General features: G+C 57.5%; 12 protein-coding genes and 1 pseudogene. 7 read left to right on the forward strand and 6 right to left on the reverse strand.

Annotated features, from left to right (window positions below; translation table 11 throughout):
- Window positions 1–2: 2 nt before the first annotated feature.
- The 3 genes and pseudogenes from HF257_RS14985 to HF257_RS14995 form a co-directional block, all read right to left on the reverse strand.
- Window positions 3–620, reverse strand: a pseudogene (locus HF257_RS14985) (hypothetical protein); the annotation flags it as partial.
- Complete coding sequence (locus HF257_RS14990; protein WP_185706790.1) at window positions 608–2,602, reverse strand: flavin monoamine oxidase family protein; 1,995 nt, start codon at window positions 2,600–2,602, stop codon at window positions 608–610. The gene HF257_RS14990 and the pseudogene HF257_RS14985, both read right to left, overlap by 13 nt.
- 73 nt (window positions 2,603–2,675) lie before the next feature.
- Window positions 2,676–3,032, reverse strand: a complete 357-nt coding sequence (locus HF257_RS14995) for a GNAT family N-acetyltransferase (protein WP_185706792.1) — start codon at window positions 3,030–3,032, stop codon at window positions 2,676–2,678.
- Between the two features lie 138 nt (window positions 3,033–3,170).
- Here HF257_RS14995 and HF257_RS15000 point away from each other — a divergent pair, with 138 nt between their 5' ends.
- The 3 genes from HF257_RS15000 to HF257_RS33310 all read left to right on the forward strand — a co-directional run bounded on the left by HF257_RS15000 (window position 3,171) and on the right by HF257_RS33310 (window position 5,780).
- On the forward strand, window positions 3,171–3,545 hold the full coding sequence (locus tag HF257_RS15000) for a hypothetical protein (RefSeq protein WP_185706794.1): 375 nt from the start codon (window positions 3,171–3,173) through the stop codon (window positions 3,543–3,545).
- 151 nt (window positions 3,546–3,696) lie between these two features.
- Window positions 3,697–5,025: a serine hydrolase domain-containing protein gene (locus tag HF257_RS15005; RefSeq protein WP_456300217.1), complete on the forward strand. Its 1,329-nt coding sequence runs from the start codon at window positions 3,697–3,699 to the stop codon at window positions 5,023–5,025.
- Window positions 5,026–5,273: 248 nt separating this feature from the next.
- Window positions 5,274–5,780: a hypothetical protein gene (locus HF257_RS33310; RefSeq protein ID WP_233081338.1), complete on the forward strand. Its 507-nt coding sequence runs from the start codon at window positions 5,274–5,276 to the stop codon at window positions 5,778–5,780.
- A 265-nt stretch (window positions 5,781–6,045) separates the two neighbouring features.
- Here HF257_RS33310 and HF257_RS15015 read toward each other — a convergent pair whose 3' ends face one another.
- Both HF257_RS15015 and HF257_RS15020 read right to left on the reverse strand, forming a co-directional pair.
- Window positions 6,046–6,519 (reverse strand): hypothetical protein, encoded by a 474-nt coding sequence (locus HF257_RS15015; RefSeq protein ID WP_185706796.1) that lies wholly within the window; start codon window positions 6,517–6,519, stop codon window positions 6,046–6,048.
- A 476-nt stretch (window positions 6,520–6,995) separates the two neighbouring features.
- Window positions 6,996–7,463: a hypothetical protein gene (locus tag HF257_RS15020; RefSeq protein WP_185706798.1), complete on the reverse strand. Its 468-nt coding sequence runs from the start codon at window positions 7,461–7,463 to the stop codon at window positions 6,996–6,998.
- 173 nt (window positions 7,464–7,636) lie between these two features.
- On the opposite strand from HF257_RS15020, the gene HF257_RS15025 reads away from it, so the two are divergent.
- From HF257_RS15025 to HF257_RS15040, 4 genes are all read left to right on the forward strand, one after another.
- Complete coding sequence (locus HF257_RS15025; protein WP_185706800.1) at window positions 7,637–8,695, forward strand: NAD(P)/FAD-dependent oxidoreductase; 1,059 nt, start codon at window positions 7,637–7,639, stop codon at window positions 8,693–8,695.
- A 584-nt stretch (window positions 8,696–9,279) separates the two neighbouring features.
- The gene (locus HF257_RS15030; protein WP_185712094.1) at window positions 9,280–10,689 is read left to right on the forward strand and encodes an NAD(P)/FAD-dependent oxidoreductase; all 1,410 of its coding nucleotides are present in this window, start codon (window positions 9,280–9,282) and stop codon (window positions 10,687–10,689) included.
- Complete coding sequence (locus HF257_RS15035; protein WP_185706804.1) at window positions 10,676–11,914, forward strand: NAD(P)/FAD-dependent oxidoreductase; 1,239 nt, start codon at window positions 10,676–10,678, stop codon at window positions 11,912–11,914. The genes HF257_RS15030 and HF257_RS15035 overlap by 14 nt, the downstream gene beginning before the upstream one ends.
- 26 nt (window positions 11,915–11,940) lie before the next feature.
- Window positions 11,941–13,356, forward strand: a complete 1,416-nt coding sequence (locus HF257_RS15040) for a glycerol kinase (RefSeq protein ID WP_185706806.1) — start codon at window positions 11,941–11,943, stop codon at window positions 13,354–13,356.
- A gap of 3 nt (window positions 13,357–13,359) precedes the next feature.
- On the opposite strand, the gene HF257_RS15045 is transcribed toward HF257_RS15040, so the two are convergent.
- The gene (locus tag HF257_RS15045) at window positions 13,360–14,142 is read right to left on the reverse strand and encodes a DeoR/GlpR family DNA-binding transcription regulator (RefSeq protein ID WP_185706808.1); all 783 of its coding nucleotides are present in this window, start codon (window positions 14,140–14,142) and stop codon (window positions 13,360–13,362) included.
- Between the last annotated feature and the right edge of the window lie 45 nt (window positions 14,143–14,187).

Raw genomic sequence — 14,187 nt, forward strand, 5'->3', positions numbered from 1 at the left:
AATCAATCCGCGATCAATACACCCATCAAGGGCACGATCAACACCGTACTGATCGCCATCGACAACACATTGCCAATATACGGGTGCATAGACTTCGGCACCTGCCCCGCAATGGCGCAGGCCAGCGGTGGTGCGATCAGGGCCCCCAACGACGCGCTGATTACCACCACACCCAAACTGCCGCCGTGCGTCAGCACCGCCGCGGGCACCACGGACACCAGCGGCACATACGTGGGATACCAACCGCGCTTGCGCCACTGCTGACGCCACAGCAACACCCCCATCAACGAGGTCAATGCCTGGCCAGCTACCAGTGACAGCACCAGGCCCGAGCCATAGGCAGGGCTGAGCGGGTTCAAGGCATAGGCCAGCAATACCCCGGCGAGCAACCCCAGGCTGGCCCATTCGTTGCCGAAAAACGGTGCTTCGGAAAAGTCCGCCAGCACCCGGCGTAAGGTCCAGCGTAAGCCGTAGTCGGGCGCTTGCACTGGCGTTGGGGAAGGTTCGGTAACCTCCGGCTTGGGTTCGCCGCTCACCAGAATTGGCAGCGCACGGCACAGTAAAAAAGCCACCACGCTGCCGACGGCCATGCCCAGCACATTGCCAATCACCACCGGCAGTAGTACGTTTCCGGCTGGCCCGTAGTCTGTTGCTGGTTTGGCTGGGGCGGTGGCCCCTGATAGCGCGGATAGTCATCCAGGGTAAAACCGCCGTTGAAGGTGGCCTGTGTGGTGTTGCACAGATGAATCACGGCGTCGATGGCGCCACGCAGGCAGGGCTCGGTCCAGCCGGCGTCCACGGAAAAGGATTCTCCGGAAAGGTACAGGCCCGATACATGGGCGTAGTCGCGGTTGTATTGCATCAAGCTGACCGCGTCGTAGTAAGCGCCGGCGCGATACAGCTTGGCGCAGCCCAGTGCGTTCTTATCGGTCATCCAGCGCTGCACCAAAGCGTTCTGGACGGCAATGTAAGGGGAGATAGGCGTCTTGATATTGGCGCAGCGCAGCAGTATACGGTCGATTTCGGCGACGCATTTTTTGACCAGCGCTTGATCGTCAAAGGAAGCCAGCTTGGTGGCGTCATCTTCACAGGTGTAACTGAGCAGGATGCAGTCGTAAGGGTAGGCGTCGTGGTAGCGGTAGGTGTACACGTCGTGAATAAAGCTGTCGGTCACCATGATCTGCGGGATCTTTTTGTTTTTGGTCAGAAAGCTCTTTTTCAGCGGGGCGTAAACTTTGCAACTGGTTTCCCAATGGGCGGTTTTGTAGGCATTGGTGATGGTGTACGGCAGCATCGCCTGACTGAAATTTTCCAGTTGGATGTGGGTTTCGATGATCCAGGAGGGCAGGGTCATGATCACCGCATCGAAGTCGTCATGGCGCTCGGATTTAGTGCTTGGGCTACTGACATTCCAGTCGTAGGTCACACGAATCTGGCCGTTGTCGAGCTTGGTCAAGCGGGTAACTGAGCTGTCAGTGAGAAACCCTTCGCCACGCTGTCGGCAGTGATCATAAAAGGATTGGCCGTTAACCCCGGTTTCCATGAATAACAGGCACTCATCCAGTGCAGCCAGGCCTAGGTAACGCGGAGGGGCGAATGCCAGGCCGTTGCAGTCTTTCAGGATGGGCTCTCCCAGATACGGGGATGGCATGGGACTGCCATTGCTGTCGACGCGACCATGCACCAACTGCAACTGGCTGCTGAAACCAAAGATCGCCGTGCGCAGCGGGTAGAGACAGCACACGTCATAAAACGCACCCCAACTGCCATCGCCGATGCCGATTGAATAGAACAGCGTCGACTCTTCCTGACTCATCCCGAGCCCACCAAAGTCCCCCGGGGTATCCGCGCGCCACACCAGGCTCGTCAGCGTCACCAGGTCACGAAAGGAAAGGCGGTGATAGCGCGCAACGATGGCGGCCCACATGCTCTCCCATTGCGGTGTGCCATACACCTGCGCAACTTGACGGCTCATCTGATCGGCAAACTGGCGCCATTTGCTATACATCTGCTGCAATTCTTCAGTTGGGGGCGGGGTGTGGCCGTCCGGGTTGTTCCAGATCAGCATTTGCGACTCGGGCTGGCCTTCCAGCAAACCTTCACGCAGGTAAATGCCCGTGCTGCGGACATGGGGTGTGCCCGGGTTTGGGAAGTCCGACAGGCGCAGGTCAAAGAGCTTGCAGTAATAAGCGAGCAGCGACTGGCCTTCCAAGGGCGACTCGTCCGCTCGGTTGAACATGGGCATGCGCATCGCACCCATTTCGAAGGGGGTCTGACCCAGCAGGAGTGATTGGCCGGCATTGAGCACGGAGAGGTGCCGTCCGCCGATACGGTGCGACTGTTCCACCAAGGTCACGTTGTTGAACCCGCAGCGCAGCAGCTCTCGTGCAGCGGTCAATCCGGTGACGCCGGCACCGATGATGCAGATTTTGTAGTCGGGTCGGGTTGCCTTGGCGATGCCAAATGCTTGTTCAACCAGTTTTCGGTAGTTGAAGCACAAGTCTGGAGGACTGGGAAAGCGGCCTCGCCATGACAATCGGTCATGCGTAGGTAGTTGCTTGGCGAGATGGGCAGGGTAGTCGTAGGTGGATCCGATGGTCATGGTTCACGCTCCAGAGTCTGCACGACCGAACGGGCGTGCAGTTAGCAATGGCGAGTGAAAGTAGCCAAGAGAGTTAAATGCTGGGTGGTAAATCTTTGTGGCGGTCCGCACAGATTTCTGAGCGTGTGGTTAGGGCCCGCTGAATATCCGGTATTGATCCAATCCAATGCCGCTCTTTGTCAAAGGGAGTAAACCCCATTCGCCGTGCGAATGCCGCCGCGTTTTTGTTAGTACTTTCGATGGTCAAAAATTTGTAGCCGAACTCTGGTGCTAGGTTCACAAGCATTTCTATGAGCGCTCGGCCATGTCCTGATCGCCGCTCTTTGAACATTATGCGCGCTATGGTGATGCTCTCTCTGGGCCAGAATTCATCGGGGCGGGGAAATGCGCGGAAGTACATCCCCATCATCCAGTAAACGCGCTTGGTCATTTCCTGCTCGCGTCCCCAATGTCGACAATCTCCGACGCGGCCTCTGGCCGAATGCCCCGAACCTAAACCCTTCAACCACGCGGAATGCCTGGCTAGGTCGGTATGTTAGGATCTCGATTTTGCGTGAAGGATCACACCATGAAGACCAAGATGGCATCCGTAGTGCTGGCAGGTGCCTCCCTCATAACGTGTACCAATGCATGGTCTTGGTACATGAAAGGGGAAACGGTTCGCTTCAATGCTCAGGAATGGAGCTATTGCAAGGCCGGGGCTACAGATGCTGCTGCCATCATGTACAGCAGGCAAATGGGGACGCCGCTTGAGTATCCGTACGACGCTTATACGGATACCCACAAAAAGATGAGGGCGAAGTTTATTGAAATGGCCGAAGGCTATCCAATAGAAAGCACGAAGGAAAAGAAAATGGAGGTGGCTGAAAAATTCACGGCGGATATGCAGAGAGGCTGCCTCATGTACTTGAAGGCTGTCCAGCCAGAATCATTTGCTGAGTAAACGCTGGACCCTGTTGCAGTCGTGCAGACCAAACTCCGTTGACCCGAATGAAGTGTTCTTGCAACGCTACCACGCCGTATGATGGCAAGCTAAAGCGAAATGCCGTGATCTTGATCGGTATTTTTGCGACCAGCCTAAAGGGAGTTGAGCTATGAAGTCCGGCCGGATACAACGCGGTGTTGGTGTACCACTCATTTACGCATTGCTCGCGTTTGTGATGCCCAGCGTCGCATTCAGTAGCGCACCCGTTCCCGATGCGCTGGAAAGCGACCCTGCCAAATTGGGTTGGATGGTCGGCTCTCCGCCGCCGCCCGAGCGCATGATTCGGTTCGACGATGGTAGTTACTTCCGCTTTCCGCAGATGCGTTGGAGCGTTGCTCACTTCAGGGAGTTGATGCCGACAACGAACGTGTCGCGTGGCCTTGGGTCTCCTGGGAAACTTGATATAGCACTGCAGGCTGGAATTGATCAGGTCAGTTTTGTTCCGCTAGGCGGTGACAGCAAGATGACCTGGCGCGATTCGTTGTTGGTGAACTACACCGATGGCATCGTCGTGTTGCACAAAGGACACATCGTGTACGAGCGCTATTTTGGTTCGCTGAAACCAGAAGGGCAGCATGCGGCAATGTCGGTCACCAAAACCTTCGTCGGTACCCTTGCAGCCATGATGGTGGCCGAAGGCACGCTTGATCCTGAACGCAAAGTAGTGGACTACGTTCCCGAGTTGGGCAAGGCGGCGTTTGGCAGTGCGACTGTACGCCAGTTGATGGACATGACCACCGGCATACGCTTCAGCGAAAACTACGCCGACCCCAATGCCGAGGTCTGGGCCCATGCTGCGGCCGGTAACCCGCTGCCCAAGCCGAAAGACTATACCGGCCCGCGTTCGTATTATGAGTTCCTGCAAACCGTGCAGCCAGAAGGCAAGCACGGTGAGGCATTCCATTACCGCACGGCCAACACCGACGCCTTAGGGTGGGTGTTGGCGCGGGTGAGCGGAAAACCGGTCGCACAACTGCTGTCCGAGCGCATCTGGAAAAAGCTTGGGGCAGAGCAGGATGCGTACATGACGGTTGACTCCACCGGCACGCCATTTGCGGGCGGTGGCCTAAATTTGGGGCTGCGTGACCTGGCCCGCTTTGGTGAAATGATCCGCAACCAAGGGCAATACAACGGGCAGCAAGTCGTACCAAAAGCGGCAGTCGCCGATATTCGAAAGGGTGCCAGTAAAAAGGACTTTGCCAAGGCGGGTTATACATCCCTGACAGGCTGGAGCTATCGCGACATGTGGTGGGTTACCCATAACGAACACGGCGCGTTCATGGCACGAGGTGTTCATGGCCAGGCATTGTATGTTGATCCAACGGCTGAGGTGGTGATTGCTCGTTTTGCCAGTCACCCGGTCGCCGCCAATGCTGCCAATGATGCGACGTCCCTACCGGCTTATGATGCAGTGGCCAGGTATTTGATGAGTCGGTAGCGCAAAGGGTTACTTTCGGCTGACAATCTTGAGCCTTTTCTGCTTGTGAGACCGCTGGTTGGCCTTTGTGTTTTCTGACGAGCTTTTCCTCGTCAACTCTTTGTTTTTTTACTATTATCCCTCACCTGCGCACTCAAGGAAGAGCGGCTGAGCGCCTTGAGTCTGGTAGAAAATTTACACTCACCCCTTGAGTGAATTAATACTTTTACCCAGAACCTAACGACTCAGCCAACCCTAATGACCTCCTGGTGAAACCGATGGATAAAATGTGTGGCATCGTTGTAGTGGTAGGACTGGCCCTTTCGGGATGCGCTACGAAAACTCCAGAAAAACCTAACGTGGCTCCACCGCCTGCCGTCGTTCAGGAAGCACCTCATGAAGTCGCCCCTTCGACACCCGAAAATTGGACTGTGCGATATGAGGCAGCACCTGCGAACGCCAATGCTCATGCCCCAGCTCCTGTCTCGCAGGACGTCGCTCAGTCAGAATCAGACACGAACCTGAACGAAAATCGTGCTGAGCAATGCCGTAAAGAACTGGATGTTTTAAAGCTTTACAGCAAGGCGTCTTACACCAAGTACGAGGCGGAATACCAAGCCATTGCCGTCAAGACTGCTAAGTACATGGAAATTAAAGACTCGTTGGGCGCCGACTTGAACTACATGGTTATGCCCGCTTATCAATTTCAAATTCGTGAGTTCTGCTTCCGAGTTAAGACCCGTTTGTCGGAACTCGTGCTTCGCCAAGCCAAATAATGATGCCGTGTTAAGGGGGCTTTTCATCCGTTAAGGAAACTCTGAAAAAGACTCTCCTCTCTGGTGAAATAGCCGTCTCACGCGAATCGAACGATTAAGCGCTGAAGAAGCAGATTGCCTTTGCCGGTGCCGAATATACTGGCAAACGCAAGCAGACCCGCCGCGAGCGCTTCTTGATTTAGAAAGGTCAAGTGGTGCCCCGGAGGGGTTTGATTGCTTTGATGAAACCGCGTTTGAAACGGTAATGGTCCCAAGGCAGGGGACTTCAATCGTGAAAAAATATCTGCTGCCGGTAACCATTCCCACCGACGAGCAGCGGGTACCTGCTTTCGTCTGTCAGTGAGCGCAATCGCGTTGAGTGATGTGTTTGGCTAAAGAGCACTTGGCACTCTGCGGCATCAAAAAAACGTCTGAGGAATGGAAGTGCAATGTTGAGCAAGGCCCTGTCAATCTTCAAGCACACCACGATCAAATCCAGCTGATCAGTCAACTCCCGATACAGATCTATCGCCACAGTGCTTTCGTTCGCGGCGGACGAATAGACATGCACATCGCCCGCACCTATCGGCGTGCTATCGAAGTAAAAGTCATGCAGTTTTGCAACGTCGAGCTCGACTCCAGCGCCGTTCAATGCAGCTTTTAAATCTGCATTTGGGAAGTGCTCGTCCTCAGTCCATGAAACTAGATCGGACATTGATACGCAGATGTCGAACTCATTGGCGTAAACGATTGGCGGCATTCGCAGGAGGTCCAAATGATCAATTGAGCGAGTAACCCGAAGAAAAATAACTCACTTCGGACGTGCCGATACTGGCGGACTTGAAAAATTTCCCATGTCAGGCGCATCCATCTCTGCCTGGCTACACGCCAACCGCTTCGCCCGTTCCCGGGTCGCCCAAATTTCCCCGCCTGAATCTATTGGCCTGCCCTGTAACTTAAGGACAAACGCCAGACCTTTGATAGCACTGCTGGAACCTGCGCATTCCCAAACACGCTGCGCTTCAGACGTTGGCATGGGCGCATTTAATCTGGCGCTTGCGCCCTCGGATAACTGAGGAGAACTGTTGGCGCAACCCGCAAGAGCAAGCGCGAGTAGAAGGGGGGAAAGTCGCATTTAAAATCCTTTTTTATGTGTTTGCGCGCGAACTCCAAATGAGTTAGCGCGCTAGCTTACCAAGCTTTAGATCGCCCGCGTGGCCCCATGCACACCCATCGCTATTGAGGACTGAGCCGCTTCATCGACCATCGCACCGTCTCTAGAGGCACTGGCGTTCCATCGGCCCAAACGGAGTTGCCTGTTTGCTCCATTTCCAGACTGTCGCCGCTGAAGTGTCCGGTAAATGTTTGTATCGTCGTGAGTTGCAAAACGCCTTCGCTGTTTTTATTCACAAGGCGTTGCTCGCCTTTTAGCGAATCCCCTGTACGCGTGAAGATCACTGGGTTGTCAACGCCGGGGTGGTCATGGGTGTAATAGCCCCATCGCTTGAAGACGACTGCTTGCGCTTCGGTAGTACGCCACCATATGAAGCGACTAGCGTCTTTGAAGTAAACATAAACGTGATATCTCGAGACAGGGTCTTCATTATCTGCGTACCACAAACCATTGGGCACAGGGACAGCGGGAGCTGTTGCGCAAGCAGAGAGAAGCACGCTCATAAAAAAGGAGAGAAATGTTTTTTTCATAAAGTCCATTTTCAGTTAAAAAGTGGGTCGCCTGGCTGCGATTAGTCCATGCGGAGATCAAAATGGTTCATGAGAATCCGCTCAGCCAGAGCCACCAAGGCACTGCCCCGGTAAGACGTCAGCCACGGTCGCAAGCGTCAAAGAGGGTAACACCCGACGGAACGGAGCTTGATATGGGAAATGGAACGAACAAACGAGTCGTAGTGATCGGCGCGGGCATCGTGGGCGCGTCCCTGGCTTACCACCTGGCAAGCAAAGGCGCGAATGTCACTGTGGTCGAGGCTAACGACATAGCGTCAGGCGTGACGGGGACGTCGTTCGCATGGATCAATACTTCACCCCCCCAACACGACCCGATTGCCCAGTTGCGCGGCTCTGCAATCGAGGCGTACCGCCGGCTCGAGGCGCAGCTGCCCGGGCTGGAAATCCAGTGGACAGGTGCGCTGTCCTACGGCTTGGTTTCAGATGCAGTGCTGTCCGCCTCGACAAACCGTGTGCCTCAATCGCGAATTCTTGAGCTTGAGCCTAACCTCAAACATCCGCCAGAACATGCCGTGTATGAGGCCGAGCAAGGCGCGTTGGATGCCGTGGCTGCCACCCACGCGTTGATCGCAGGTGCGCGGGATAAAGGCGCGAAGATCTTCACCCGTATGCCGGTCCTGGGTTTTGCAACTCAAGGCACAGCGGTGATCGGAGTCGAAACCGCTACGGGTGTGATCGGTGCGGATGTTGTGGTACTGGCTGCCGGAACAGGCATCACGAGGTTGACGGATAGGCTTGAGGTCGCTCTTCCAATAGAGGCATCGCCCGCCATTTTTATCCGTTACACCTCGCAACCCAACTTGGTGCACACGCTTATCTCCAACGCTGAAATGGAAGTACGGCAAAGTGCGCAGGGCACGTTACTGGCGGCAGAAGACTACCTGGACGACGCTCTGGAGAACCAGCCAGAGGCAATAGCGTTGCGAACCGCCGTGGCAATCCAGAACGAACTTCAGGGCGTCGTTTCCATCGAGCCTGAGTTGGCGTGTGTCGGGATCAGGCCCATACCGGCCGATGGCATTCCTATCATCGGGTACCTGCCAAAAGTAAGCGGCGTCTACGTGTGCGTCATGCATCCCGGCGTTACGTTGGCAGCGATTGTGGGGCGTCTTGCCAGTGAGGAGATCATTGATGGCAAGGCATCGTGCGCCCTTGACCCCTGTCGCCCAGACCGATTCAACCGCGAATAGCTGGTTTTCAATCTCTGCCCCAACTACCATCGCGTTTTTTCCTAAGGATGGACCGATGTTTCCAAGGTATTTGCGCTGGGTGTTTCTTGTCTGTGTGATCGGCAACGTTTTGCAGTTGCTTTTCACCGGGTTTCAGGTTTACGCGGGCTCCGTTCCTGCCTCCAAACTGATCATGCCGATTGTGATGATCGTCGTCTTTGGCTGGATATTCACACAGTCGACTAAAACGAATTAGGCTTCATCCCACGCTCACAGCGTGATTGTGCCCGACGAGTGTGCATCGGTAACCCTGCGGTGCACCTTTGTGTCGAGATGTAGCACTTTCAGGCATTTTTGACCGATCCCACACCCTGCCCACAAGCGTGGACACTGACCGAGTAGAAGGCACGCCCTTTTATTCGGTCATATAGATTGTCTCCATTTCATTGATCCTGCTTCCAGCATCCTCCTGCGCGTCCATGCGTATTTCTGATGAGCTGCCCGGATACTCTTGCCAAGTCGGTCATCCCCACGCCAAATCGGTCACTGGCATACGCACTGCACACTCATTCGGTCATAAAGTCTTCATCCGGATAGGCAAACCCATGACGAATTCAACTCCCTACAACACTGACACCTATGACGTCGTCGTCATCGGCGCCGGTGTGGTGGGCTGTGCAATGGCGAGGCGCTTTACGCTCGAAGGCGCGCGCGTTCTCTTGTTGGAAAAAAGCCCGGATATCTTGTCCGGCGCGAGCAAGGGCAACAGTGCGATTTTGCATACCGGCTTTGACGCTCCCCGTGGCAGCGTTGAGCTGGAGTGCATGCAGGCGGGGTATCGTGAGTACCTGGAGATCCATCGGAACATGTCGTTGCCCTTGCTGGAAACGGGGGCGATGGTGGTGGCGTGGAATGAGGAAGATCTGAACAAGTTGCAGGGCATCATCCAGCAGGCCCACGACAACGGTGTCGCAGACGTCAGGTTCATTGATCGCACGGGTATCAGGGCGCGCGAGCCGCACCTTGCGTCAGAGGCGCTCGGCGCGGCGCTGGTGCCGGGTGAGTTTCTGATCGATCCGTGGTCGGCGCCCCTGGGTTATTTGCTGCAAGCCATGCTGCACGGTGCCCAGGTGCGTTTCAACGCGCAAGTCACGGGTGGCCAATTCAATGGGCAGGCATGGTCGCTTGCCACCACCGTCGGTGAGGTCAAGGCGCGTACCGTGATCAATTGTGCGGGGCTGTTTGGCGATTACCTTGAGCGTGATCTGCTGGGAGAGGCGAGCTTTTCCATTCACCCGCGCAAAGGTCAGTTCGTAGTGTTTGACAAGGCGGCCTCGCGCTATCTGGGCAACATCATTTTGCCGGTGCCGAACGAGCGCACCAAAGGCATCGTGTTAACCAAAACGGTCTACGGCAACCTGCTGGTGGGGCCGACTGCCGAAGAACAGGACGACCGTGTCCATGCAGGGCTCGACAGTGCAGTGCTACAGCAACTGGTGGACGCAGCGGTCGAACGCATTCCGGTCCTTGAGGGTATGCCCGTGACGGCCACCTACGCCGCGTTGCGGCCGGCCACGGAAAAAAAGGAATACCGCATACGCAAGGTCGACGGTAAAAACTGGATCACGGTGGGTGGCATCCGGTCCACTGGCCTGACGGCCGCGCTGGGCATCGCCAAACACGTATTCGGTCTCTACGAGGGGCGCCATGCCCCCGTGGCTGCCCACGACCTGCAATGGCCAACGCTGCCCAACCTGGCCGAGCACCTGACACGCGATTACCAGCAGCCCGGTTATGGCGAGATCATTTGCCACTGTGAAATGGTCACGCTAAGAGAAATCAACGCAGCACTTGCCAGTGCACTGCCGCCCGGTGATTTGGGCGGGCTCAAGCGGCGTACCCGCGCCTGCATGGGACGTTGCCAGGGTTTTTACTGCGGGGCGCGAGTGGCGCAATTGAGCGCTGACCGTCTTGCCATTCCGCTTGCTACAGGTGTTTGCCATGAATCGCACTGAAATCGAATACGTCGACGTTGCCATTATTGGTGCGGGCCCGTCCGGTCTTTCTGCTGCGGTGGCGCTGCGCAAACTGGGCGTCAACAAGGTATTGGTGATTGAACGCGAACCTGAGGCCGGGGGGATTCCCCGTCACTGTGCGCATCCGCCGTTCGGGGTGTGGGAATATGGCCGTCTCTACAGCGGGCCGGGCTACGCCAAGCGTAATGTCAGTGAGGCACTCAAGGCCGGGGTCGAGATACGCCTGAGGCATTCGGTGACTCGCCTCGGTGCCAACGGGCGCCTGGAAATGGTGAACCCGGAAGGGGTCAAGACCGTCCAGGCGCAACGGGTGCTGATTGCCACCGGTGCGCGTGAAACGCCACGCTCGGCACGCTTGGTGGGCGGGGATCGGCCAGTGGGGGTGATCAACACCGGCGCCTTGCAGTCCTACCTTTACCTGGAGCACCTCAAGCCCTTTGAGCGGCCGCTGATCGTCGGCACTGAGCTGGTCAGCCTGTCCTCAATCCTGAGTTGCAAGCGGGCAGGTATTCAGCCCGTGGCCATGATTGAAGCCAATGACCGGGCCACGGCACGCTGGCCGCTGTCGCTTTTCCCACGGTTGTGCGGGGTGCCGATGCACTACGGTGCGCAGTTGGTTGAAGTGCATGGCACCGGTCGCGTCGAAGGCGCGAGCGTGCGCTTGGCCGATGGCAGCGTAAAGGAATTTGACTGCGATGGCGTGCTGCTGACCGGTCGGTTTACCCCCGAGTCCAGCCTGGTGCGCCTTGGCGACCTCGCAGTGGACCCCCTGAGCGGTGGACCGATGATTGACCAGTATGGGCGTTGCTCAGACCCGGCTTACTTTGCCGCCGGCAATGTGTTGCGCCCGATCGAAACGGCGGGCTGGTCGTTTCGCGAGGGACGCCGGATCGCCGGTTTGATCGCACAAGATTTGCAGGGGCAGCTGCCGGCGGCAGGCAAAGCCGTCGAGGTAGTGTGCAAGGGGCCGCTGAAATTATGCGTGCCCCAACGGCTGAATCTTTCACCCGTGCAAGGGCTGCAGCACCTGCAATTGCGCGTGAGCAAGGCTGCGCGGGGGCGTCTGGTGGTGCGAGCCGATGGTCGCGACCTGTGGTCGCGCGGGCTTTCGTCACTGCCGGAGCGACGCATCCTGGTGCCCATCGCCAGCCTCAATGTGCCCCAGGGCGCCCAGAGACTTGAAGTCGACTTTGTCGCCGAATAAGAAACAACAGCCGAGGAGACCCAAGGATGCGTATTGCCGCAATCGATCAAGGCACCACCAGTACTCGCGTCATGGTCGTGGACCAGAATGGCTCTGCCGATATCCAGCTTGCGCTGCGCCACCAGCAGCATCACCCGCATCCAGGTTGGGTGGAGCACGACCCACTGGAGTTGCTCAATAATATTCAGCGCTGCCTGGAGGCCACCGGGCGAGTGGATGCCATTGGCATTGCCAACCAGGGCGAGAGTTGCCTGGCATGGGATGCCGTGACCGGAGAGCCACTGTCGCCGGTAATCGTCTGGCAAGACAACCGCACTGCCGCGCAGATTGCGATGTTGCGCGGCGAGGGTCTTGAAGCGATCACACTTGAGCGCGCCGGTTTGCCGTTGGACCCGTATTTCTCTGCGAGCAAATTGGCCTGGATTGTCCAGAATCTGCCGGCGGCAAAAAGTGCCGCAAGCGCAGGACGGCTGCGCCTGGGGACGACTGACGCCTACTTCCTTGACCGACTCACCGGTGTCTTCGCCACCGACGTGACCACCGCATCGCGAACCTCGTTGATGAATTTGTCCACGGGGCAGTGGGATGCACAGTTATGCGAGCTCTTCGGCGTGCCGATCGAGTCGCTGCCGGAGATCCGTGACACCGTGGGCCATTTCGGCGAGATCGGCATCACCCCGGTCACGGCGTCGATTGTCGACCAGCAGGCGTCGCTTTACGGGCATGGCTGCCGCAGTGAAGGGGACGCGAAAATCACCTTCGGCACCGGGGCGTTTGCCCTGACCTTGACCGGCGACCAGATCATCCGCGCACCGGACAAGGGCCTGTTGGCCACGATTGCCTGGCAGGTTGCCGGCAAGCCGACCTACGCCATGGACGGTGGTGTCTACGACGCAAGCGCCGCCGTCGAGTGGGCAGGGCGACTGGGGCTGTTTTCGGATTTTTCGGAGTTGGCCGCGTTTGATGAGCCGCCGGCGATCTCGCGCCAGTTGGCGTTTGTACCGGCACTGTCCGGCCTCGGCTGCCCGCATTGGGATCGAAGTGCCGCGGCACTCTGGGTCGGCATGAACGGCGGCACGACCCGCCAGGATATGTGCCAAGCCCTGCTTGAAGGGGTGGCGCTACGCAGCGTCGAGGTGATTACCGCGATGGATGGTTTTCTCAAAGTGACCGATCGCTTGTCCATCGACGGCGGGTTGGCGCGCAGCCCTTACTTTGCCCAGTTCCTGGCGGATGCGCTGCAACGCTGCATCGTGACCCAGCGTTTTGATGAGCTGACCTCGTTTGGCTGTGCGGCATTGGCGGCAAAGGGCCTGGGTATCGAGCTGAAGCCGCCGCGCAACACCAGTACCAAGTTCCGGCCCAAAGTCAGTGCCGAACAAGCTCTCCAGTGGCGCGCAACCTTCTCTGATGCGGTCAAGCGCACCCGCGACTGGCGCTAGGCGTCATTGCCATTCCGAACGGCTGATGGGCGGCGCTTCATGCACTTCTACGTGAGCGTCCGCCAAGGCTTTGGCAAGCTCGCCCATGGGCTTGCGGTCAATGATCAGCCGGTCGATGCGCTCCAAGGGAAATACCTGGAACAATGCCCGTTTGCCCAGCTTTGAGGAGTCTGCAATTACCGTGAGGTAACGGGTGCGGGCGATCATCGCGCGGGTGATTTCGGCTTCCTCGATGGAAAAGTCGAAGGCCCCGTCTGCGCTTAAGGCGCCGATGGTCACCACCGCGTGTTCGGCGTTGAAGCGGGCGATCTGTTCCATGGCCAGTGCGCCGATATTCTGCTCCGACTCAGGGCGATACTCACCCCCGATCATGAACACCCGGTTGCCGCTGGCACCGATACTGCCTGCGATCAGCAGCGAGTTGGTGATCACGGTGATGCGGCTGAGCCTGGCCAGTTCGCGGGCAAAAAACAGCGTCGTGGTGCCGGTGTCGATCAGCACGCTGTCGCCTGGCGCATAGAGCCCTGCGGCATAGCGGGCGACCGCGCGTTTTTCCGCGGAGTGTTCATTCATTCGGGTCTGGAACGCGTTTTCATGCTCGCCGCTCGGTGGCAACGAAGCCCCGCCATGAAACTTGGTGACCTGGCCGTCTTCGGCCAGGGCCGTTAGGTCCCGGCGAATGGTTTCTTGTGAGGTGCTGAGCGTGCGCGCCAGTTCATCCACAGAAATGCGCTCGCGTTGGCGCAGCAGCTCAAGGATGTGTTGGCGTCGTTCGGTAGGGCGCATGGGCTTTCCTCTGGTGCTACGCGAAGTGCTCGTTGAAGGCCCGGT

This window comes from Pseudomonas cremoris (assembly GCF_014230465.1).